Source organism: Neotamlana laminarinivorans (assembly GCF_020523925.1).
GTDB classification, from domain to species: domain Bacteria; phylum Bacteroidota; class Bacteroidia; order Flavobacteriales; family Flavobacteriaceae; genus Neotamlana; species Neotamlana laminarinivorans.
On sequence record NZ_JAJAPW010000001.1, the window covers coordinates 437953 to 462430 of the forward strand.

Here is a 24478-nt window from a genome sequence, read left to right on the forward strand (position 1 = left end):
CGAAAATTAATTTAAAATAATTCCTGCCTGTTCAGGAACAATAAAAAAATGATAAAAAATTACTGGAAAAAAGGAACTAAGCAAAAAGTATTTACAATTTTAGGTTTACTAATTCTACTTATTGTTTTATTCGTTTTACGAGACGATTATCAACCGGCATTATTGTTTGTACGCAAATATATTTTTGTAATTCTACTAAGTTTAATTGTGTTAATTCTAGGTTTGCGTAAGTTTAGAAACAGTTCTAGCACAGCGGGTCGCTTAGGTATTTTAGCATTAATGCTTGTATTTTTTGGAGCGCTTTATGTAGTTGGTTGGCATTTTAAAATGTACGATTACATGAAAACTTATTATGTATTTAATAATTTAAATAAAGTTGAAATTCACGAATTGCCATTAACCCAAAACGAGCGTATTCAGCCATTACGAAATGTGTTTTCTATGGCTAACGAAAGTGTAGGCGAAACCAAAGATGTGTCGTTACCACATTTAGTTAGAATTGGAGACGATAATAAATGGACTATGGCCATTCAGCCAACCGAAAAATACATGTGGCAAGGGATGACGGATAACACAGAAGAAGTTTTTGCAGTATCTAGTACGACGCCTTTTCCAAGATTTTCAAACGAAAATAGAATATCAGTTACTTTTTCAATTGGAGAATCGTTAAAGTTTAGCCGAAACACCTACAATGCTGTTGTGCAACGCTTCAATATTTTTCAGTTGTTTAATATGGAGCCAAGCGATACGTATTACATGAAAAACGACACTGGAAAATGGGTGGAAGTGGTGAGTTTAATTAAATGGAAAGGCTTTTTATTTCCGTACCCAACCTTTGGTGGCGTTATGGTTATTGATAGCGGCGAGCATGATATGAGCGATTATATTGAGCGTATTTTAATTGGAAAAGGAACCTACGTGAGTCCTGAAGAAATGAAAAATCATGAGTATTTAACACGTCAAAATACTTTAGCCGAATCGGTTTCACAATTACAGGCAGAATCTTTAAAGTTTTTAGGTGGTTTTAGCGATCCGTTACCATGGAATATGGAAACAGCCGTTAAAATACCAGAAATGCCAAAAGACCAAAACCAACAACCTTATGTTACTGATTTTGACTTTTCGGACACAGAAACAGGTGCTTACAGTGGTTTATATCATTGGTTTGGATTAGAGCCCGTAGGCGAGGAGCGCACTAGTTTAAGCTTTAGTGTGTTTGTACCTGCCGATGGCACGGATAAGTTGTATTATTACAATCATGCGGCCAAAAAACAAGGTTACGCAGGTGTTTCTGCAATGCCATTAAAAGTAAAAGAGTCTCGTAAAGAATACGATTGGTCGGCAAACACGCCTGTTGAGTTTCGTCCTTATATAAAAAATATAGCAGGAAAAAAACGAATGTTTTTTATGGGTACAGTGTCCTCAATTAGCGATTCTAATTCACAACAATTTGATGGTTCTGCAACACCAGACTTAGTTTTGGTTGATAGTGAGTACCGAGATGTTATCTGGATAGATGTTAAGCATCCAAGCCAATGGGATAAAACAGTTTACGAGCAACTTAACGAAGCTTGGAGAGCAAGTGAAGGTATTGGCTATTATTATCAAGAAAAATTTAATGATTTAGATATTGAAGCTATCAATGATTCTGTTAGTGAAATGATTCCAATAAAAGATGAAAAAACAGAATTGCTTGAAAAACTTCAAAAACAAATAGATTCATTAAAATCTGCTGGACAATAACTTAACCTTTAAAATGAGTAACAAATAGCTTAAAATATATACCTATTAATAAATACTATTTTGTTATGGGATATATGGGATTTGGAATGCAAAAATGGATTTACAATAGAAATCCTAGAAAAAAATTATTTGAAAAACGCAGATTTCATGGTTTGGTAAACATAAACAATAATTTTAAGGAATTTTTACCAAAGAGAAAAGTTGATGAATCTAGTCAAAATAAAATAATCTTATACTTAATAGTTTTTGTTGGTTTATTTTTTACTACTACTTCTATTTCAAACTTTATTGATTATTCAAAAAAGTTTGAAGAATATAAAATGAAACAAAAAGAAAATAATAATACCAAGGCATTTAATTTTTTAATTAAATCTGGTAAAGAAAACCTTAGTAATAATAAATTGCAAGAGGCTTATTACGATTTTAAACTTGCAGAAGAAATATTTCCAAATCATTTAACAGTCCAAAATCTTAAAAACGAAACTTTTTATATGCTTTGTGAAAATGAAAATTATTAGCTCAATTAATCAAAAAAAACTATTAAAATTTAAATAACGCTTTTTAACAAAATTTTAATTCCGTATAATTCATTGTATTTAAAAGAGTTAAATGTTTTATTTGTTTTGTTTTATTATGAGTTATTATTACTTGAAATCTAAGTTTTTATTAAAAACGTATATATTTTCAAATGAAAAAATGTATTTATTGTTTATTTTTTAAAATAAGCAAAACGTAATAATTTAGTATAAATTTTATTCTTTTACAGAAAATATAATATAAGTTCTTATATTTTTGCGTGTTTAACTACATATTTACATTAAAATTAATAAATAAGATTAATAACATTAATTATGGAAAACAAAAGTAACAAAGGACTTAAAATAGCACTTGGTGTAGCAGTAGTGTTATTTTTAGCAACAGGTTTTTATGCAATGAACTTGTATACGAAAGCCCGTGAAGAACAAAAAGAATTAGCAGAACAAAAGGAGCTAGTTATGAAAGATTTAAATGCTATGGCTATGCAATATGATGAAGCTATAGGTGAAAATGAAATTACTAATAATAATTTAATTGAGGCCAGATCTAGAATTCAAGGTTTAATAGATTCTCTCAAAATTTCTGAAACAAACGTAAAAAGCTTATGGAGATATAAACAAAAATACGCATCTCTTCAAAAAGAAATGGATTTACTATTAGCCCAAAATGATTCTTTACGCATTGAAAACACATATCTAGCAACATCTTTAGATAGTACACGTATTCGCCTAGAAGAACGCGCTATATTTACAGATTCGCTATTGGTTCAAAACAATGCATTAGCAGAGGTTGTGTCTAATGCTTCAGTTTTAAGCGCTGTAGATTTAAAAGCTTCTGGTGTAATTGTTAGAACTTCTGGTAAGGTTATACCAACAGAACGTGCTAAAAGAAGTGATAAAATTAGAGTTTGTTTTATAGTTGCAAAAAATAAATTAATTCAAGCTGGAGATCAAGAATTATATGTTCAAGTTATAGATCCAAAAGGAAATACTATTGGATTAAACGAACAAGTTACTTTTGATGAGAAAACAATTAGCTATAGTTTAATTAGTAAGTTTAATTATGAGAATGCTAACTTAAATATATGTGAGTTTGTAAATCCTACTGATGACGCAGATTTTGAAAAAGGAAACTACACAGTTAATGTATTTAATGATAAAGATTTAGTTTCTACTTCAGAATTTAGCTTGAAATAAAATATATTATTAGGTTAAGAATAAAAAAAGAGCAGGATAAACCTGCTCTTTTTTTATTTGTATAAAACTTAAATTATTTTAAACTACCAACCATGTCTTCTGGTTTTACCCATTCGTCATAATCTTCAGCAGTAACATAGCCTAAATTAATAGCTTCTTCTTTTAATGTAGTACCGTTTTTATGAGCTGTATTTGCTATTTCGGCAGCTTTATAATATCCAATTTTGGTATTCAAGGCTGTAACTAGCATTAATGAGTTATTAAGTAACTTTGTAATAACTTCTTGATTAGGTTCAATGCCAGAAGCACAATTAACTTCAAAACTTTTACAAGCATCTCCAATTAATTGAGCCGATTGTAAAATGTTTGCGGCCATTACAGGTTTAAAAACATTAAGTTCATAATGCCCTTGTAACCCTCCAACAGAAATAGCAACATCGTTACCAATAACTTGAGCACAAACCATAGTAAGCGCTTCACATTGTGTAGGGTTTACTTTTCCTGGCATTATAGAACTTCCAGGCTCGTTTGCAGGAATAGTTATTTCACCAATACCACTTCTTGGTCCAGAAGCCATTAATCTAATATCGTTTGCAATTTTATTTAAAGAAACAGCAAGTTGTTTTAATGCTCCATGAGATTCTACAATAGCATCATGAGCCGCTAAAGCTTCAAATTTATTAGGTGCTGTAATAAAAGGTAGTTTTGTAAATTCTGCTATATATTCTGCTACACGTTTGCTATAACCTTTAGGTGTATTTAAACCAGTACCTACAGCTGTTCCTCCTAAAGCTAATTCACTTAAATGAGGTAAGGTGTTTTCTAAAGCTTTTAACCCATGGTTTAATTGAGCTACGTAGCCAGAAAGTTCTTGTCCAAGTGTTAACGGCGTTGCATCCATTAAATGTGTGCGTCCAATTTTAACTACATTTTTAAAAGCTTCAGACTTTTTTTGAAGTGTATCGCGTAGCTGTTTAACCCCAGGAATAGTTACTTCAACTATTTTTTTATAAGCAGCAATGTGCATTCCAGTAGGGAAGGTGTCGTTTGATGATTGTGATTTATTTACATCATCATTAGGTTGTATGGTTTTGTCTCCTTCACCAATAACTTTACCAGCCAATTGGTGTGCTCTGTTAGCAATAACTTCATTAACATTCATGTTACTTTGCGTACCAGAACCTGTTTGCCATATCACTAAAGGGAACTGATCGTCATGTTTACCTTCTAAAATTTCGTCGCAAACATTTGCTATTAAATCTCGCTTTTCAACAGGCAAAACACCTAATTCGCAGTTAGTATAAGCAGCCGCTTTTTTTAAGTATGCAAAACCATAAACGATTTCTAGTGGCATAGAAGCAGGAACTCCTATTTTAAAATTGTTTCTTGAGCGTTCTGTTTGTGCACCCCAAAGTTTATCGGCAGGTACTTTAACCTCGCCCATAGTATCTTTTTCTATTCTAAAACTCATATTTAATGCTTTTTAATTGTAATTACAAAGTTACAGCTTACTCTTTTTTTTATCTATTTTTTTCATGATTTTTTTAACAGAGATATAACAGTTAGAATTTTAGATATCACTTTAATTCTACTAATTTAGTAGGAGATAAAAATCATAAAAAATAAAATAAAATGGCAACAATAAGATTAGGAGATGTAGCTCCAGATTTTAGTGCAAATTCTACAGAAGGAAATATAAATTTTCATGAATGGTTAGGAACTAGTTGGGGGATTTTATTCTCGCATCCATCTGATTATACACCAGTATGTACAACAGAATTAGGAACTGTTGCGAAATATAAAGACGAGTTTGATAAACGTAATGTTAAAGTTGTTGCGTTAAGTGTTGATGGATTAGAGTCGCACGCAGGATGGGTAAAAGATATAAATGAAACCCAAAATACAACTGTAAATTTTCCTATTATAGCAGATGAAGATAAAAAAGTTTCAGAATTATACGATATGATTCACCCGAATGAAGACAGTAAATTAACCGTAAGATCGGTTTTTGTAATTGGTGATGATAAAAAAGTGAAGCTTATTATTACTTACCCTGCATCTACGGGTAGGAATTTTGATGAACTTTTACGTGTTATTGATTCTTTGCAGTTAACAGCATATCACAAAGTGGCTACACCTGCAAACTGGAAACATGGTGAAGATGTAGTGGTTAGTCCTTCAATTTCAACAGAAGATGCTAAAAACATTTTTACAAAAGGTGTTGAAGAAGTAAAACCCTATTTAAGAATGACACCGCAGCCAAACTTAAATTAGTTAAAAAGTATGTTAATAAATTTTGTTTACGTATTGTTTAAAAAGTAACATTACACTATCTTTGCATTAATATTATTAATATACGCAAATAAATTATGTTTGATTTTGACCAATATTTAGGCTTTTTAGCATTTTTAACCATTTTAACCATTGGGTTTTGGTTAATGATATTTTTAATAACTTTTGTAATTCCTTACTGGATTGGTGGGGCTTTAATTGAAAGACTTAAAGAAATTAAAGAAGAGAAAAAAGCAAAACGCTTAGGTTAATTTCAACTTAAAAAAATAAAAAAAAGGAAGCTAAATTTAGCTTCCTTTTTTTGTTTCTATCCTTTTTTAATTTTATCCTTCAAAATCGAAATCTTCATCGCCACCATTGTTGCGATTATTTTCGCCACGTTCGTTATGGCTTTTTAGTTGATTAAAGCGGTAACGAAATGATACGTTAATTTGGCGTTGTCTCCATTGCATCTCTTCGTAACTTGTATATGAATCTGTGAATACAGTAGATTTTCGTATTCTACTATTAAACAAATCTCTAACGTTTAAAGATATAGTTGCATTATTATTTAACACCTCTTTACTAAAAGCTAAATCTAGAGCAAATATACCTTCATTATCACTTTGTGCATCTTGACTTGGGCCTTTATAAAATGCATTAGTTTGCCAGTCTATTTTAGCAGGTAAAGTTACTTTACTACTAAAACGCGCAAACCAGCTTGTGTTTTTTGCACTATAATCTACATCATTAAACTCTCCATCGGTTTCAAATTGATAAAAGTTAAAACTAGAGTTTAAACGTATCCATTTTGCTGGATTGTATAATACACCTAATTCTGCGCCTGTACGATTATTTGTTGATAAATTAACAGGTATCGTTCTAATAATATCAATACCATCGGATGTTTGTAAGCCTGTATTTTCTTGAATTCGCTCGAAAGAATCTGTTTCGTGTTGGTAATATACCGAAGTTGTTAAGGTTAATTTTTCCCAACGTTTTAAGTATCCTAAATCGAATGCACTTGCAAAAGCAGGTCGTAAGTTTGGATTACCTTGAAATACGTTTGTTCGGCTAGATCTTGATGGAAACGGATTTATAAACCAACCACGTGGTCTGTTAATTCTTCGGTTATAACCAAATGTTATACTTTCTTCGGCATCTTCATCATTTTTCGATAAGCTATAAATAACGTTTAAAGTAGGGAATAGGCCTAAATAATTATTATCGAAAGTGGTTTGAATTGGAAAACCATATGATTCTTCTAATTCTTCTGCAGTTAATCTCGAATCTATATCACCTTTTAATTGCGTGTTTTCTAAGCGTAGGCCAAGTAAAAACGAAAATTTATTGAATTTTGTTCCGTATTGGGTATAAACTGCATTTACATTTTCGGTATAATCAAAAACATTTGATAATGTATCGTTAACAAATAAACTACCAGAATCTAAATCTTCTTGTTCTAATAAATAATCGGTTACAGAGTTTTCAAAATTTCCACGATATCCGGCTTCAAATCTTCCATTATCTCCAAGGGGTAACACATAGTCTACTTGAAATAAAGATTCGCTATCTTCTTCTTCTTGAGTAACGTTTTCAATTTGAAATCCTTCTGGATCGGTTTGATAAGTGTAATTATAATCTTCATTATAAAAAGTAAGTTGATCACTTTTACCTGTTTCAATTTGTATGTCGGCAGTTAATTCATGTCCAGAATCATCGAATTTAGTAATGTAATTTAATGCAAATTGAAAATTATTACCATCTTCGGTTTCTTTTTCAATTCTCTCGGTTTGTTCAACAAAGCTTTCGTTAATAAATCTATCACTTATATTTATTCCAGTATCTTCATCTTTTCCGTTTCTATAAAAAAATGTTCCTGTTAATGAGGTTTTATCAGAAAGGAAATATTCCATTCCTAGACTTCCATTAAAATTTTTATTAATTCGTTCTACTTCTTCATCTTCACGAACTCTGTCTATTTCATCATCTTCGGTATCAAAATAATCGGTATCACTAAAACTATTTCTTGGTGCATCAAAATAGCGGTATCCTAAGTTGGTAAACAAATTAAATTTTTCGGTTCTATAATTTAAATTTGTAGATAGGCCTAAATTATCAGGGTTTCCAAGTGTTAAATTTACAGAGCCATTAAACCCTAAAGTTTCTTGTTGACGTAAAATTATATTTAAAATACCTGCGGTTCCTTCGGCATCATATCTTGCAGAAGGTGATGTTATAACTTCTACACGTTCTATAGCTTCGGCAGGTAGTTGACTTAACACATTGGTATCTCCAAAACCAGCCATGGCAGATGGTTTGCCATTTATTAAAATTTTTACATTTTCATTTCCGCGTAGGCTTATTGCGCCTTCAACATCTACAGAAACAGATGGTACGTTATTTAAGGCATCGCTAACTGTACCGCCTGCTGTGGTTAAATCTTTACCTATATTGTAAACTTTTTTATCAAGTTTAATTTCAACAGTTGTTTTTTCTGCTATAATTTGTACGGCATCTAATGTAGCTAAATCCAGATCCATTGCAATGGTTCCTAAATTTTCGCTTTTAGTTAGGTTTTTATCTGTGTAAGAAATAGTTTTATAAGAAATGTATTCAATAGAAATATTGTAAACACCTGGCTTAACTTCAACATTAAAATTACCGTTAATATCTGTAATGCCTCCGCTAATAATTTTGTTTTCTGCTTTACTAAAAATAGATATTGACGCGTATTCAAGAGGATCTTGAGTTTCTGCATCAATAATTTTACCTTTAAGGGTAACTTCTTTTTCGTAATTTCTTGATTGTGAGTAGTTTTTAGAAATAAATAAAAAAGGAATAATAAGAGTAATTATAAATTTGCTCATCTAAAAAATAATGTTGGTTTGTTTTAGATTGCAAAAATAGAATATGCTTTAGGCTTTTCTGGTTAAAATTGTGTTAATACGAATTTATATAAGTTAAATGATTTGTTTTATAAGTTCTGGTGGCCTACCTATTACAGCTTTATTGCCGTTTATTACTATTGGACTTTTTATTATAACAGGGTAGTGGAGCATAATTTTAATTAGCTCGTCATCATTTAAATCTAGAAACTGAAGTAATGTTTTGTATATAGTATGCCCTAGCTTAATTAAGTCGATAGGTTTACAACCTAAAATAGAAATAATTCTTCTCAATTCATTTTCGGTAACATCCAAACCGTGATGAGATATTTCGTTAATTTGATTGCAATCTGTTTCTAAAATTTTAATACATTTTTTTGCAGCTCTACATCTTGGGTGTTGGTAAATTACAATCATAACACTTGTTTTGTTTATAAGTGGTATGTTAAAAAGTATCCTTACAGTTGTTTCCTAAATTATAGTTGAAATATTTTCAGGTGGTCGACCAACTACAGCTTTTTTACCATTTATTACTATTGGGCGCTCTATTAACTTAGGGAATTTTGCTAATGCCGATATAATTTCTGAATCTGATAATTCTTTATCCTTAAAGTTTTCTTTCCAAATGGCTTCGTTTTTTCTAACCAATTCTAAAGGTTTTATACCTAATAATTCAATAATTTCCTTTAATTTTTCTTCGGAAGGTGTATCTTCTAAATATTTTACAACTTTAAATTCTTTACCAGATTCTTCAAGTATTTGTAATCCTTCTCTAGATTTTCTGCAACGATTATTATGGTAAATGGTTATCATAAATTAATTAATGTTTATGTTGTAATCTTTTAATTGTTCTATTAATAATTCGGGAGATTCAAAGCGAATGCCATTAATTCCTAGTTTATTGGCAGCTTCTATGTTGCGCAAGTTATCGTCTATAAAAATGGCGTTTTCGGCAGTAATATTATAACGTTCTAAGGTTAAATTGTAAATCTCATCGAAAGGTTTTCTTGTGTTTTCATCTCCTGAAACAACAATGCCTTCGAACCATTTTAAAAATTCGAAGCGTTGAAGAGCTATTGGAAATAATTCTGAACTCCAATTGGTTAATGCAACTACTTTATAATTGGTGTTTTTAACAAAATAATCTAAAATTTTTACAGTGCCTTCAATCGGACCAAGTAGCATTTCTTCCCAACGACCGTAATATTGTAAAATTTCGGTTTTGTATTCTGGGTACTTTTCAGTTAAAACTTTGTTAGCTTCTTCTATGGTTCGCCCAGCGTCTTGCTCTTCGTTCCAATCTAAAGTGCAAATATTTTGTATAAACCATTTCGCTTTTTCAGCATCACCATTAAATACATCAGTAAATAAATGTTCTGGACTCCAGTTTACTAAAACACCACCAAGATCGAATATTATTGCGTTTATATCTTTCATAATTGATTATTGTCTTCTGTTTTTTGCCCCATTAGCATTAAATACGATTTTAAAAAGGCATCTATATTACCATCCATTACAGCATCAACATTCCCAGTTTCAAAACCAGAACGAACGTCTTTTACTAGTTTATAAGGATGCATAACGTAGTTTCTAATTTGGCTACCCCATTCAATTTTCATTTTACCAGCTTCAATATCTTCACGTTGTGCTAGTTGTTTTTGTAGCTCGATCTCATATAATTGAGATTTAAGCATTTGCATAGCTCTAGAACGGTTATCGTGTTGCGATCGGGTTTCTGAACATGAAATTTGAATACCTGTTGGTTTGTGAGTAAGTTGTACTTTTGTTTCAACCTTATTTACATTTTGACCACCAGCGCCACTTGAACGTGCCGTTGTTATTTCAATGTCTGCAGGGTTTATTTCAATTTCAATAGTATCATCAACCAATGGGTAAACGTAAACCGAAGCAAAACTAGTATGGCGTTTTGCATTACTATCAAAAGGAGAAATTCGCACTAAACGATGTACGCCATTTTCACCTTTTAACCAACCAAAAGCAAAATCGCCTTCAATTTCTAAGGTTACGGTTTTAATACCAGCAACATCGCCTTCTTGAAAGTTGAGTTCTTTTACTTTAAAACCGCTTTTTTCGGCATACATTAAATACATGCGCATTAGCATACTTGCCCAGTCGCAACTTTCTGTACCGCCAGCACCAGCAGTTATTTGTAAAACGGCACTTAAGCTATCGCCTTCATCAGAAAGCATATTTTTAAACTCTAGTTTTTCAATAGTTTCTAGAGCTTTTTGGTAGCGTGTTTCAACATCTTCGGCAGTAGCTTCGTCTTCTTTGTAAAATTCGTAAATTACCTCTAAATCTTCAACTAAGGTTTTGGAGGTTTCGTAGTCTTTCACCCAACTTTTCTTTTCACGAAGTGATTTCATAACCAATTCGGCTTGCTTCGAATCGTTCCAAAAATTAGGATCGAAGGTTTGTTCTTCTTCGTTTTGTATTTCTATAAGTTTGGCTTCTATGTCAAAGATAGTGCCTAAGTTTGTCAAGGCGGGTATTAAGATCTTTTACTTGATCGAGTGTAATCATTTTAAAATATTTTAGGCGAAATTAATATAAATATAGTTTTTTATAAAAGGATTATTTAATAATCTCATAAATATATATATGCCATTGTTTTAATAAGAGATATTGCATAAATTTAAAATCTTATATATCCAATTTATGAAACAGCTTTCCTTTTTACTTTTTGTCTTTTTTCTGCCTTTTTATATCTTTTCTCAAAGCATAAACTTAGATGAAACTAAAGCTTACAATGGGTATTTTAATTTTTATTACAACGAGGATACTGATAAAATTTATTTAGAAGTTAAAACCTTAAATGAACCTTTTTTATATGTTAACTCGTTAGCTACAGGAGTTGGATCTAACGATATTGGATTAGATAGAGGCCAATTAGGAGATGAACGTGTAGTTGAGTTTAAAAAAGCAGGTAATAAATTGTTATTAATTCAGCCAAATTTAAAATTTAGAGGCATTACAGATAATGAATTGGAAAAGAAAAGTATTGAGGAAGCCTTTGCTAAGTCTGTACTTTATGGTTTTAAAATTGTTAAAACTACTAATAAATCTTATATAATTGACATAACTTCTTTTCTATTGCAAGATGCACATGGTGTAGCAAACCGATTAAAGTCGCAAGGAAATTATAAGTTAGATGTTAGCAAAAGTGCTTTAGCTTTAGAGCGCACAAGAGCTTTTCCTAATAACATTGAATTTGAAGCGATGCTAACCTTTAAAGGAGATGCTAAAGGTAAATATATAAAAAGTGTGGTTCCTACAGCATCTTTAGTTAGTGTAATTCAACACCATAGTTTTATTAAATTACCAGATAATGACTATAAAAAACGTGAGTTTGATGTAAGGAGCGGGGCAATTTCAATTTCGTATTTAGATTATGCAACACCTGTACAAGAGCCAATTAATAAGCGTTATATAATAAGACATAGGTTAGAAAAGAAAAAACCAAATTCTGCAATTTCTGAAGCTAAAGAACCTATAATTTATTATTTAGATTCAGGAACTCCAGAACCAATAAAATCTGCGCTTTTAGAAGGTGCAAGTTGGTGGAATGAAGCTTTTGAAGCTATCGGGTTTAAAAATGCATTTCAAGTAAAAATGTTACCAGAAGGAGCAGACCCTATGGATTGCAGATACAACGTTATTCAATGGGTACATCGTGCTACAAGAGGATGGAGTTACGGCGCGAGTGTTGTAGACCCAAGAACAGGAGAAATTATTAAAGGACATGTAAGTTTAGGGAGCTTAAGAATTCGTCAAGATTTTTTAATTGCGCAAGCGTTGTCTAATAAACCTTTTGCAGAACGCGATGATAATTATGAAGCTATGCTAAATATGGCTCTTGCCAGAATTAGACAATTAAGTGCGCACGAAGTAGGGCATACACTTGGTTTTGCTCACAATTTTGCAGCTAGTACTAATAATAAAGCTTCAGTTATGGATTATCCGCATCCAAGTTTTACCTTAAAAAATGGAAACATTGATTTTAGTAATGCATATGCAAAAGGTATTGGTGAATGGGATAAAGTTACCACAGCGTATAGTTATTCTGAATTTTCAAATAAAACTAATGAAAAAGAGGCTTTAAATACTATTTTAACCCAAGCAACAAATAAGAATTTACAATTTATATCAGATTATGATGCGCGCGCCAAAGGTGGAGCTCATGCTTTTGCACATTTATGGGATAATGGAAAAACTATTGTAGATGAATTAAATAATATTTTGAATATTAGAGAAACTGCAATTAAAAACTTTTCTAAAGACAACATACGTGCTAATGAGCCTTATAGCCTTCTTGAAGATGTTTTTGTACCATTATATTTTTTACACAGATACCAAACCGAAGCTACAACAAAAATAATAGGGGGCTTAAATTATAATTATGCTACAAAAAACGATAACCAATTAATTGTTGAAACAATTGATTATAGCAAACAAAAAGAAGCGTTAAATGTTTTATTAAAAACTATTGATGCCGAAGTACTAGCAATTCCTAAAGATAAATTAGGTTTGTTCCCACCAAGAGCTTTCCGTTATAACAGAACTAGAGAATCTTTTAAAAGTAGAACAGGAGTGGCTTTTGATGCATTAAGTGCCTCGGCTACAGCTAGCGAATTTACTTTAGGGTTTTTATTGCATCCAGAAAGAGTTAACAGGTTAATTCAGCAAAAAAGTTTAAATAGTTCGCAATTAGGATTACAAGAAGTTTTAAATGCCATAACAGAAAATACATTTTATAAAAACCACAATAGTAGCTATTTAACAGAGGTACAACAAATGATTAATTTAAATTATTTAGAACAACTTTTTAATTTAGCAAACAATGAAGCCTGCTTTTTTCAAGTAAAAGCTATTGTAAATAATACGCTAGATGAATTGTATCAGGAATTAGGAAGCGATATTTATGCCAAAGAATACAAACGTTTAATAGAACAATTTAAAAAGAATCCTGAGTTGTTTAAAGAAGATAAAGCACCTAAAATTCCTGATGGATCTCCCATAGGAACAGATGCTTGCAACTATCAAGAATATTAATAATAGTTATTGTTGCTGTTGCGAATATTGATTGAGTTTTTCATCAGGTAAATTATAAAATATTGCAGCAATACAATCTGTTTCATTTATTCCATCAGCAACTTTTATATATTGATAATTTATTAAGCAATTATTTATAATATCAAAACCAATCCAGCCAATATTATAAATATAACATTCTACCCAATTATGCCATTGAGATATGTGTTTTCTGGACATTAAATAACCAGAAACAAACCTAGTAGGAACTTGATTTAACTTTGAGAAATAACAGAATTTATCGAGTTTGTTTTCTAATTGTTTAGATTGATTTACATATTTCATTAAAACTTTCAAGTTTTTAAAAATGGAAAGTTTATTATTAAAGACAAAAAATGTTGCAGAATTGTAATTAATTGAAGAACCAGGGTTTAAATACACATCATAGGTGTTTTTTATAACTTTTGTGATTGCTTTTGAACTATTAAAAAACAGCTTTAATTTATTTAAAAAACTGTTTTTTAGCGATTTAACAAAATTAACTTCAACAATAAATTTAGAATCAAATTTTATAAAACCAATCATTTTTTTTGGCTTAACGGTAATTATCCTGTAGTTAAAATTATTGTTTTGTTCATCTATAATTGCAGGGATATTCGTGCGGTAATTACTTGAAATTAATTTTTGTGAATTGTTATTTGTAGGCGTTACTAAAAACAGCCAAGTAGCACTTGTAACAGGCTGCTTGAATTTTTTTGTATAAGAGTATGTTATGGTGTAAAGCTTTTTCACACCTAGTAGTTTTAGTAATTAAAATATTCTTCTTCTAATTTAGAACTTATATTCATCAAACATTTTAGCGTATCATCTATAAATATACCTACGTTACTTTGTATTTCATTAATAGTTTTAAACTCGTAGTCCGCACGCATTTTACCAATTAAAAATGCGGCAGAATTAACTGTTTTTACTTTACTGGCATCTAAATTACATATGTGTAAGTAAGTTTGATTTAAACTATTCATTACCGAACGTGGGCAATTAGGGTTTAAAATTAAAAAATTTAGCGTATTTAGCTGTGCTGGAGATTTTCTATACAAACTACGCATCATATCATATGACTCTGCACATTTAAGTAAAGTAGTCCATTCGTAACTGTTTCTAATAGGTTTAGAATAGCTACTTATAGCTTTTTCGGCATCAAATAATTTTGTTTGAATAATTCTTGTTATTTGCGTAGCGCGTTCTATATTAATGCCTAACATAATTAAAGCAAAAATATCGTTATGCAACAAAGTACCCCGTATTTTACCACGCAAAATAGCAGTGTTTTCGGTAACGCTGGTAGTAAAATCATAAAGCCCGTTTTTAACAAATCTATCTTTAGGATAATTCATAACAAAATGATAGAATTTATTTATAGCCTCGTAAAACTCTGTAGATATTAAATCGCGGGCGTTACTGGCATTTTGTCGAGCTATTTTTATGCAACTTAAAATAGAATACAATTTTTCTGGATTTAGGCCTACATTATAAAGCACTTCTTCTTCTACTAATGTGCTTTGGTCCTCTACACGATCGTCTACCATTCCGTAAATAGAATTTAGTACAAATGGTCTAGACTGCGATAAAATATTTGGCGCATCAAGCGAAGAAAAATAGTTAACATTTAAAAATCGTGCAGTATGTTCGGCACGTTCAATATAGCGTCCCATCCAGAACAAATCGTTTGCAACTCTTGCTAGCATATAATTTTGTTTATTTTTTTAGTACCCAAGTATCTTTAGATCCGCCACCTTGAGACGAATTCACTATTAAATTTCCTTTTTTTAGCGCCACTCTAGTTAAGCCTCCTTTTAGCACAAATTCTTGGTCTTGCCCTAACAAGGTGTATGTTCTTAAATCTACATGGCGTTGCTCGAAAGAAGAGGTATCTTCAATATAAGTGGCATGAACAGAAAGTGACATAATAGGTTGTGCTATATATTTTCTTGGGTTTTCTTTAATTACAATTTTTACTTTTTCTATTTCGTCTTTAGTAAGTTTACTTCCTATAGAAATACCATAACCTCCAGCTTCATCAACAGGTTTTATTACGAGTTTATCAATATTTTCTAGAATATATTTTAAATCGTCTGGCTTGCTACAGTGGTATGTATGTACATTGTTTAAAATAGGTTCTTCTTTTAAGTAATACCTTATAATTTCTGGCATGTATGTATATATGGCCTTATCGTCTGCAACACCAGTTCCTGGGGCATTTGCTAAAGTTACATTACCATTTATATAGGCTGAAAATAAACCTTTTACACCTAAAACAGAATCTTTATTAAAAACATCAGGATCTATAAAATCATCATCAATTCTTCTGTATATAACATCAACACGCTTTGGGCCGTAAATTGTTTTCATGTAAACAAAATCGTTTTCTACAAATAAATCACGTCCTTCAACAAGTTCAATACCACTAGTTTTTGCTAAAAATTGATGCTCGTAATAAGCTGAATTGTATACACCAGGCGTTAAAATAACACAGGTAGGTGAATCTACGTTTTGTGGTTTTACAGATTCGAGCATTTCTAGTAAGTTTTCAGAATAATCTGTAACGTTATGTATTTCATAATGATTAAATACGCCAAATAAAGCGCGCTTTAAAGCGTTACGATTACCAACAACGTAGCTAACCCCTGATGGACAACGAATGTTATCTTCTAATACATAATATTTTCCATCACTATGTTTTATTAAATCTGTTCCAGATATATGATTATAAATTTTATTTGGTGGCGAAAAATTCATCATTTGCTTAAGATAATTTCCAGACGAATTAATTAATTCAATCGGAACAATGCCGTCGCGAATAATATTTTTATTATGATAAATATCCCATAAAAATGTATTTAAAGCTTTACAACGTTGTAAAACACCAGTTTCAATAGTTTCCCACTCTTTCGCTTCAATAATTCTTGGAAATAAATCAAAAGGAAATATTTTTTCTTGTGCTTGATCATCGCTGTAAACTTGAAAAGTAATACCTTGATTAAAAAAAGCAGCTTTAGCTTTTTCATTTAAAGAAGCAAAATCTTGTATAGAATGATTTCTATATAAATCGAAAATTTTTTGATAAGTTGGCCTTACATTTTTATTTACATCAAAAATTTCATCATATAAATTATTATTATTTTGATAAGAAGAGAAAATAGGATTTGTATTCATTGACTTTATATGATTTATTTTTACCAATTTACATAATTATTACAATTTAACTTATGATAATAATTTATTAATATTTAGCGTTTGTTAATAAAATATTATTTTTCATTGTTGAATTTTACTATAATCGTAATATTGAATTAATTTAATATAAGATTTTTGGATTTTAATTAAAATAAATAAACTAATAAATAATTGATTAATAATATATTAAAGTGATAGATTTAAGGAGCGATACAGTTACAAAGCCAACAAAAGAAATGTTGGAAGCTATGATGCGTGCAAAAGTAGGTGACGATGTTTTTCGGGAAGATACCACGGTTAATTTGTTAGAAGAACACATAGCTAAAATGTTTAATAAAGATATGGCTTTGTTTTTCCCTAGCGGCACCATGGCCAACCAAACTGCAATAAAACTACATACGCAACCTGGAGATCAAATAATTTGCGATAAATACTCTCATATTTTTAACTATGAATCTGGAGGAGTATCATTTAACAGTGGTGTGTCTTGTAATTTATTAGATGTGAACAATGGTTTTTTTACAGCAAAAGATGTTGAAAACGCTATTAACCCAAGTGCTTATTATTATAGTAAAACCAGTTTGGTAGAAATTGAAAACACAGCAAATAGGCGAGGAGGTTCTTGTTGGGATTTTAATGAAATAAAAAAGATAAAAGCAGTTTGCACTAAAAATAATTTAGGTTTTCATTTAGATGGCGCACGTTTATGGAATGCTTTAGTAGCTAAAAAAGAAACAACCGAACAATATGGAGAAGTTTTCGATACAATTTCAGTGTGCTTAAGTAAAGGTTTAGGTTGCCCAATTGGTTCCGTTTTAGTTGGTGATGCCAAAATTATGGAAAATGCTATTAGAGTTCGAAAAATATTTGGAGGAAACATGCGGCAAGCAGGATATTTAGCTGCTGCAGGAATTTATGCTTTAAACAATCATGTAGAGCGATTAGCGCAAGATCATGAAAAAGCAAAAAATATTGCAGACGTGTTATCTAAATTATCAATTATAAAATCTGTTGAGCCTACCGAAACTAATATTGTAATTTTTGAATTAAATGCAGGTGTTTCAGAAAACGAATTCGTAAAAAAATTAGCTGCTAAAAATATACATATTATAAGTATGGGCGGAAACAAACTTCGTATGGTTACACATTTAGATTATACCGACGCTATGCACGAAAAAGTTTTATTAACCTTAAATAAAATGTTTAGCTAATACCTTAAAATAATTCTAAAAAAAAAGAGCCTTCAATTAAAAGGCTCTTTTTTTTTATTTAAAACGCTTAGTTTTATTTAAATAAATCCATACCAGGTATATTCGGCATGCCTTGTTTAGCTACAGCAGCAAGTTCAGTTTCATTAATTTTTGTTGCTTTTTCAATCGCTTTATTTAAGGTTAAAATTAAATAATCTTCAAGTTCTTCTTTATCTTGAATTAAAGCATCATCAATTTCAATAGATTTAATAGATCTATTTGCTGTTAAAGTTATTTTTAATTTACCATCATTACTGGACTCATCAACCAAAACAGTATCTAAACGCTTTTTAGTATCTTCTACTTTTTGCTGGGTTTCTTTAAGTTTTCCCATCATATTCATCATATCTCCAAACATGTCGCTTTTAATTTTAATATTACAGTTACAAAACTATTTAATTTTTCTATTTTTGAGGGCTAAAATTTTAAGATTTATTTCCTTTTGAAAAAAGATATACAAGCCCCAGTAGCAAAACAAATAGCCAAGACTTTACAAATTCATAACGACAGTAGAGTTGACAATTATTATTGGCTGAACGAAAGAGAAAACCCAGAGGTTGTTAGTTATTTAAATGCCGAAAACGATTATACCAAAAGTATGATGGCGCATACCGAAGAGTTTCAAAAACAATTGTTTGAAGAAATGAAAGGTAGAATTAAAGAAGACGACACCTCTGTGCCATACAAACTTAATGGTTATTGGTATGTTACACGATTTGAAACAGGAAAAGATTATCCTATTTACTTACGAAAAAAGGAAACACTAGAGGCTCCAGAAGAAATAATCTTCGATTGTAATATTTTAGCTAAAGATCATTCGTATTTTAATTTAGGAAGTATTGCCATTAGTCCAGATAATAAAATGGCTGCATTTTCAACAGATACGGTTAGCCGAAGGCAATATAATATTCAAATAAAAAATTTAGAAACCGGAGAGATTCTTGAAGATAAAATTATAAACACAACAGGACGAGCTACTTGGGCAAACGACAATAAAACATTGTTTTATAGCAGAAAAGATGAAGTTACCTTGCGCTCGCACAAAATTTTTAAGCATAGATTAGGAGAAAGTGTGGAGCAAGACAAGGAAGTGTTTTTTGAAACCGATGAAACCTTCAATACATTTGTTTACAAAACAAAATCGAAAAAGTATATTGTAATTGGCTCTTCCAGTACGTTAACTACCGAATACCGTATTTTAAATGCCGACACACCTGATGGAGATTTTAAAATTTTCCAAGAGCGCACACAGGATTTAGAGTACTCTATTGCGCATTATAAAAATAGTTTCTACATTATTTCTAATGCAAACGGCGCACAAAACTTTAAGTTATCTAAAACAAACGAAGACAATACAGAACTAGAACATTGGGAAGATGTTTTACCACATCGAGCAGAGGTTTTAATTGAAGATATAGAAATTTTCAAAGACTATTTAGTAGTTAACGAGCGCGAAAATGGATTAAATAAACTACGTATTATAAGCTGGAATGGCGATGAAGATTATTATCTGCCGTTCAACTCAGAAACCTATACAACATATATTGGAAATAACCCAGATTTTAATAGTAACGAACTGCGTTATGCATATAACTCGTTAACTTCACCAAGTTCTGTAATAGATTATAATTTTAAAACTAAAACTAGTGAAATTAAAAAAGAGCAAGAGGTTTTAGGAGGGCAGTTTAAAAAAGAAAATTATGAATCTAAACGTATTTGGGCTACAGCCAGAGATGGTGTAAAAGTTCCAATGTCTTTGGTTTACAAAAAAGGAATAAAGTTAGATGGCAACAATCCGCTTTTACAATATGCATACGGTTCATATGGCTCAACTATCGATCCTTCTTTTTCAAGCATCCGTTTAAGTCTGCTAGATCGTGGATTCATTTATGCTATTGCGCATATTCGTGGCGGCGAATATTTAGGTCGCCATTGGTACGAAAACGGTAAATTATTAACTAAAAAAAATACGTTTACAGATTTTATAGATTGTTCAAAGCATTTAATAGAACAAAAATATACTTCAGAAAAACATTTATATGCTTACGGAGGTTCTGCGGGTGGCTTACTTATGGGAGCTGTAATTAATATGAATCCAGAATTATATAATGGTGTGTTAGCAGCCGTACCTTTTGTAGATGTAGTTACTACAATGTTAGATGACACTATTCCACTAACCACAGGTGAGTACGACGAATGGGGAAACCCAAATAATGCAGAATATTATTTTTATATGAAGTCTTATTCGCCGTACGACAATGTGCAATCTAAAGCGTACCCAAATATGCTAGTAACAACTGGTTTACACGATTCGCAAGTGCAATACTGGGAGCCAGCTAAGTGGGTGGCTAAACTAAGGGAGTTAAAAACCGATAACAATAAATTACTTTTACATACCGATATGGATGCTGGACATGGTGGGGCATCAGGACGGTTTGAAAGTCTAAAAGAAGTGGCTTTAGAGTATGCTTTTTTATTAGATTTAGAAGGAATTCATGGCTGATAAAAAAAAAAGTCATACTTTTGTTTAGTTATAAGCTACTTTTCATAGACTTATTTTAAGTAGCTTAAAATTAACTTTTATGAAAAACAGAAATCAAGTATTTGATAATGTATTAGATTTAGTAGGCAATACACCACTTGTAAGGCTAAATCGAATTACTTCGGAATTTGAAGGAGATTTTTATGCTAAAATAGAATCTTTTAATCCTGGTCAATCATCAAAAGACAGAATTGCACTTTATATTATTGAAGAAGCAGAACGTAAAGGCATACTTTCTCCTGGAGATACAATTATTGAAACTACATCAGGTAATACAGGTTTTAGTATTGCTATGGTAAGTATAATTAAAGGTTATGAGTGTATTTTAGCTGTTAGTTCAAAATCTTCTGCAGATAAAATAGATATGCTTAAAACCATGGGAGCAAAGGTTTATGTTTGTCCTGCGCATGTAAGTGCAGACGACCCAAGATCTTATTACCAAGTAGCAAAGCGTTTACATGAAGAGCGCAAGGGTTCTGTTTACATTAACCAATACTTTAACCAATTAAATATTGAAGCGCATTATCAATCCACAGGCCCAGAAATATGGAAGCAAACCGGTGGTGAAATAACACATTTGGTAGCATGTAGCGGAACTGGAGGAACTATTTCTGGAACTGCACGATTTTTAAAAGAGCAAAATCCTAATATTAAGGTAATAGGTGTTGACGCTTTTGGTTCTGTAATAAAAAAATATCATGAAACTCGCGAGTTTGATGAAAAAGAAATTTATCCTTACAGAATTGAAGGTTTAGGTAAAAATTTAATACCAGCAGCCACAGATTTTGATGTTATTGACGAGTTTGTTAAAGTTACTGACGAAGAAAGCGCTCACACTGCTAGACAAATTGCTAAAACCGAAGGTATATTTGCTGGATACACATCAGGAGCAGTAATGCAAGCCATTAAGCAGTTAGGAGAAGAAGGACGTTTTACAAAATCAGACAAAGTTGTAGTTATATTTCCAGATCATGGTTCTAGATACATGAGCAAAGTTTATAGCGAAAAGTGGATGAACGACCAAGGCTTTTTCGATAGTGTTAATGAGGTTTCAACCCAAAAAATTGAATATATAAAATAAAATATTACAAGCAATAATAAAAAAGGTGTTTTACATAGGTGTAGAACACCTTTTTTTAGTTGTTTTTTTAATAATTGAACATTAAAAATTATGTTCAATCCTATAAAATACTTAATTTTGCCACCACTAAATAAAAACGGCTTTTCTCAAAACTACACAAACTGTGTTTATATATTTTTTGAAACGTTTTAGTTATAACTTTTTAATAGCCATAAGAATTTTTAAATGAAAGATTTATTTGATAAAATTTATAGAGATAAAGGACCTTTAGGAAAATGGGCATCTCATGCTGAAGGATATTTTGTATTTCCTAAATTAGAAGGAGAAATTTCTAACAGAATGAAATTTCAAGGAAAAGAAGTTATAACTTGGAGTATTAACGATTATTTAGGTTTAGCCAATCATCCTGAAGTAAGAAAGGTTGATGCTGAAGCTGGTGCTAAATATGGTTCGGCCTACCCAATGGGAGCTAGAATGATGTCTGGTCATACAGAATTACACGAACAACTTCAAAACGAATTAGCAGCATTTGTTAAAAAAGAAGCCGCTTATTTATTAAATTTTGGTTACCAAGGCATGGTTTCTACTATCGATGCTTTAGTATCTAAAAATGATATTATTGTTTACGATGTAGATGCTCACGCATGTATAATTGATGGTGTGCGTTTACACCATGGTAAACGTTTTACATATAAGCACAACGATGTTGAAAGTTTAGAAAAAAACTTAGAGCGTGCTACTAAAATGGCAGAACAAACGGGTGGAGGAATTTTAGTAATTTCTGAAGGTGTTTTTGGAATGCGAGGAGAGCAAGGTCGTTTAAAAGAAATTGTTGAGCTTAAAAAGAAGTTTAACTTTAGGTTATTTGTTGATGACGCTCATGGTTTTGGGACTTTAGGTGCAACTGGCGCAGGTGCAGGCGAGGAGCAAGGTGTTCAAGATGATATTGATGTATACTTTGCTACATTTGCAAAATCTATGGCAAGTACAGGTGCTTTTATTGCGGCCGATCAAGAAATTATCGATTATTTAAAGTATAACCTACGTTCGCAAATGTTTGCAAAGTCACTACAAATGCAATTAGTTGTTGGTGCTTTAAAACGTTTAGATATGTTGCGTACAATGCCTGAGTTAAAACAAAACTTATGGACTATTGTTGATGCGTTACAATCTGGATTAAAAAAACGTGGCTTCGATATTGGTACAACACAAAGTTGTGTAACTCCTGTTTATTTAAAAGGAAGTATTCCTGAGGCTATGGCACTTGTAAAAGATTTACGTGAAAATTATGGGGTTTTCTGTTCTATTGTGGTTTACCCAGTAATACCTAAAGGATTAATTTTATTAAGAATGATTCCTACAGCTACACATACTTTACAAGATGTAGAAGAAACACTTAATGCTTTTGATGCTATTAGAGAACGATTAGATAACGGAACTTACAAAAGATTGTCTGCTGCTGTTATGGCAGAAATGGAAGATAAATAGTTTATAAAAGATTAAAACTTAAAAAACCGATTCTATTAAAGAATCGGTTTTTTTGTTTATAGTAACTTTTTATAAGTTTTTCTACGTTTAGTAATTTTTGGATTAAAATTTTTCCAAATATTTTGAATAGCAATATTGTCTTCCAACTCTGGAGTACGATGGCAATTTTTTATTCCTCGTTTTTTAAATATTGGGTAATACTCACTAAATAAAATGCCATGAACACCTTTGTTTTGGTAATCTTCACGAATACCTATTAAATAAAAAACAACATCTTTACTATGTTTTTTTGCATGTAAAATATGTGTAAAACCTAACGGGAATAACTTTCCGTTGGCTTTTTGTAATGCTTCAGAAAAATTAGGCATTACTATTGAAAACCCTACTAAATCATCATTTGCATCAACTACAAATTTAATATACTCAGGGTTTATAAAACTGATAAATTTCTTTTTAAAATATTCTTTTTGTACATCGTTAATAGCTACAAATGACGATAATTTAGCGTAAGTTTGGTTAAATAAATCAAACATTTTATCGACATAAGGCATAACATCTTCAGTTTTTGTGAAATTTAAAGCCTTTAATTTGTAACGCCTTTTAATTAAAGATTGAATTTTTGTAAAATCATCTGGATTTACATCATCAAAAGAAAAAATACTTTCTCTATAAGATTTCTCTTCTGTATAGTTTTCAGCCTCATAATGTTTTATATAATATGGGTAGTTATACCAAGTAACCATGCTAGAGATGGTTTCAAAACCCTCACTCATTACTCCAACTTTATCTAAGTTAGAAAATCCTACGGGGCCTTCTGTGTATTCTAGGTTGTTAGCTTTTCCTATTTCTTCAACTTTTTTTAATAAAGCTGAAGAAACTTCCAAATCATCAATAAAATCAAACCAACCAAAACGCATTTTTTTTTGGTTAAGTTCTTTAATTTCTTTCCAATTAATAATGGCTGCAACACGACCTACAACTTCGTTGTTTTTGTATGCTAAAAATAATCTGGCTTCTGCGTCAAGAAATACAGGATTTATTTTAGTGTCAAAAGATTTCATTTCTTCACTAATAATAGGAGGGACCCAATATTTTGAGTTTTTGTATAGTTTAAATGGAAATTTTACAAATGTTTTTAAATCCTTTTTAGATTTTACTTCTTTAAGTGTAATTGTACTCATATAAATGATTGA

Annotated in this window: 21 protein-coding genes; 10 read left to right on the forward strand and 11 right to left on the reverse strand. The window is 31.0% G+C overall.

Annotation, left to right across the window (positions count from 1 at the left end):
• Positions 1-48 precede the first annotated feature (48 nt).
• The 3 genes from LG649_RS02020 to LG649_RS02030 all read left to right on the forward strand — a co-directional run bounded on the left by LG649_RS02020 (position 49) and on the right by LG649_RS02030 (position 3476).
• Complete coding sequence (locus tag LG649_RS02020) at positions 49-1743, forward strand: hypothetical protein (RefSeq protein ID WP_226540390.1); 1695 nt, start codon at positions 49-51, stop codon at positions 1741-1743.
• Positions 1744-1808: 65 nt separating this feature from the next.
• On the forward strand, positions 1809-2261 hold the full coding sequence (locus tag LG649_RS02025) for a hypothetical protein (protein WP_226540391.1): 453 nt from the start codon (positions 1809-1811) through the stop codon (positions 2259-2261).
• 333 nt (positions 2262-2594) lie between these two features.
• The gene (locus LG649_RS02030; RefSeq protein WP_226540392.1) at positions 2595-3476 is read left to right on the forward strand and encodes a chromosome partitioning protein ParA; all 882 of its coding nucleotides are present in this window, start codon (positions 2595-2597) and stop codon (positions 3474-3476) included.
• Between the two features lie 73 nt (positions 3477-3549).
• On the opposite strand, the gene fumC is transcribed toward LG649_RS02030, so the two are convergent.
• Positions 3550-4947, reverse strand: coding sequence for a class II fumarate hydratase (fumC, locus tag LG649_RS02035; RefSeq protein ID WP_226540393.1), 1398 nt, complete (start codon positions 4945-4947; stop codon positions 3550-3552).
• Between the two features lie 161 nt (positions 4948-5108).
• Here fumC and LG649_RS02040 point away from each other — a divergent pair, with 161 nt between their 5' ends.
• Positions 5109-5750 carry a peroxiredoxin gene (locus LG649_RS02040; protein ID WP_226540394.1) on the forward strand — a complete coding sequence of 214 codons (642 nt, stop codon included), beginning with the start codon at positions 5109-5111 and terminating at the stop codon, positions 5748-5750.
• Positions 5751-5845: 95 nt separating this feature from the next.
• Complete coding sequence (locus LG649_RS02045; RefSeq protein ID WP_226540395.1) at positions 5846-6019, forward strand: hypothetical protein; 174 nt, start codon at positions 5846-5848, stop codon at positions 6017-6019.
• 72 nt (positions 6020-6091) lie between these two features.
• On the opposite strand, the gene LG649_RS02050 is transcribed toward LG649_RS02045, so the two are convergent.
• The 5 genes from LG649_RS02050 to prfB form a co-directional block, all read right to left on the reverse strand.
• Entirely contained in the window at positions 6092-8617 is a 2526-nt protein-coding gene (locus tag LG649_RS02050) for an outer membrane beta-barrel family protein (RefSeq protein WP_226540397.1), read from the reverse strand.
• A gap of 93 nt (positions 8618-8710) precedes the next feature.
• Entirely contained in the window at positions 8711-9052 is a 342-nt protein-coding gene (locus LG649_RS02055; RefSeq protein WP_226540398.1) for an ArsC/Spx/MgsR family protein, read from the reverse strand.
• Positions 9053-9106: 54 nt separating this feature from the next.
• Positions 9107-9448 (reverse strand): arsenate reductase (glutaredoxin), encoded by a 342-nt coding sequence (gene arsC / locus LG649_RS02060; protein WP_226540399.1) that lies wholly within the window; start codon positions 9446-9448, stop codon positions 9107-9109.
• Between the two features lie 3 nt (positions 9449-9451).
• Complete coding sequence (locus LG649_RS02065; RefSeq protein ID WP_226540401.1) at positions 9452-10072, reverse strand: HAD family hydrolase; 621 nt, start codon at positions 10070-10072, stop codon at positions 9452-9454.
• Positions 10069-11179 (reverse strand): peptide chain release factor 2 gene (gene prfB / locus LG649_RS02070; RefSeq protein ID WP_226540403.1). Its coding sequence is split into 2 segments (ribosomal slippage): positions 10069-11115 and positions 11117-11179, totalling 1110 coding nucleotides; the frame shifts between segments, so codons are not numbered across the junction. Before prfB ends, LG649_RS02065 begins: the two co-directional genes overlap by 4 nt.
• Positions 11180-11314: 135 nt before the next feature.
• On the opposite strand from prfB, the gene LG649_RS02075 reads away from it, so the two are divergent.
• On the forward strand, positions 11315-13708 hold the full coding sequence (locus tag LG649_RS02075) for a zinc-dependent metalloprotease (protein ID WP_226540404.1): 2394 nt from the start codon (positions 11315-11317) through the stop codon (positions 13706-13708).
• A 6-nt stretch (positions 13709-13714) separates the two neighbouring features.
• On the opposite strand, the gene LG649_RS16370 is transcribed toward LG649_RS02075, so the two are convergent.
• The 3 genes from LG649_RS16370 to LG649_RS02090 are packed head-to-tail and all read right to left on the reverse strand — an operon-like array spanning position 13715 to position 16903.
• Complete coding sequence (locus LG649_RS16370) at positions 13715-14479, reverse strand: transglutaminase-like domain-containing protein (protein ID WP_226540405.1); 765 nt, start codon at positions 14477-14479, stop codon at positions 13715-13717.
• 11 nt (positions 14480-14490) lie between these two features.
• Positions 14491-15435, reverse strand: a complete 945-nt coding sequence (locus LG649_RS02085) for an alpha-E domain-containing protein (protein ID WP_226540407.1) — start codon at positions 15433-15435, stop codon at positions 14491-14493.
• A 10-nt stretch (positions 15436-15445) separates the two neighbouring features.
• A complete protein-coding gene (locus LG649_RS02090; protein ID WP_226540408.1) occupies positions 15446-16903 on the reverse strand; it encodes a circularly permuted type 2 ATP-grasp protein in 1458 nt (485 codons plus the stop codon).
• 257 nt (positions 16904-17160) lie between these two features.
• On the opposite strand from LG649_RS02090, the gene LG649_RS02095 reads away from it, so the two are divergent.
• The gene (locus LG649_RS02095; protein WP_394371895.1) at positions 17161-18135 is read left to right on the forward strand and encodes a threonine aldolase family protein; all 975 of its coding nucleotides are present in this window, start codon (positions 17161-17163) and stop codon (positions 18133-18135) included.
• A gap of 73 nt (positions 18136-18208) precedes the next feature.
• Here the strand turns inward: LG649_RS02095 and LG649_RS02100 are convergent, their stop codons facing one another.
• Positions 18209-18532: a YbaB/EbfC family nucleoid-associated protein gene (locus LG649_RS02100; protein WP_226540410.1), complete on the reverse strand. Its 324-nt coding sequence runs from the start codon at positions 18530-18532 to the stop codon at positions 18209-18211.
• An 84-nt stretch (positions 18533-18616) separates the two neighbouring features.
• Between LG649_RS02100 and LG649_RS02105 the strand changes: the two genes are divergently transcribed.
• The 3 genes from LG649_RS02105 to LG649_RS02115 all read left to right on the forward strand — a co-directional run bounded on the left by LG649_RS02105 (position 18617) and on the right by LG649_RS02115 (position 23285).
• On the forward strand, positions 18617-20677 hold the full coding sequence (locus LG649_RS02105) for a S9 family peptidase (RefSeq protein ID WP_226540411.1): 2061 nt from the start codon (positions 18617-18619) through the stop codon (positions 20675-20677).
• A 79-nt stretch (positions 20678-20756) separates the two neighbouring features.
• Positions 20757-21797 (forward strand): PLP-dependent cysteine synthase family protein, encoded by a 1041-nt coding sequence (locus tag LG649_RS02110; RefSeq protein ID WP_226540412.1) that lies wholly within the window; start codon positions 20757-20759, stop codon positions 21795-21797.
• Between the two features lie 225 nt (positions 21798-22022).
• Positions 22023-23285 (forward strand): aminotransferase class I/II-fold pyridoxal phosphate-dependent enzyme, encoded by a 1263-nt coding sequence (locus tag LG649_RS02115; RefSeq protein WP_226540415.1) that lies wholly within the window; start codon positions 22023-22025, stop codon positions 23283-23285.
• A 56-nt stretch (positions 23286-23341) separates the two neighbouring features.
• On the opposite strand, the gene LG649_RS02120 is transcribed toward LG649_RS02115, so the two are convergent.
• On the reverse strand, positions 23342-24466 hold the full coding sequence (locus tag LG649_RS02120) for a GTP cyclohydrolase (protein ID WP_226540417.1): 1125 nt from the start codon (positions 24464-24466) through the stop codon (positions 23342-23344).
• Positions 24467-24478 lie beyond the last annotated feature (12 nt).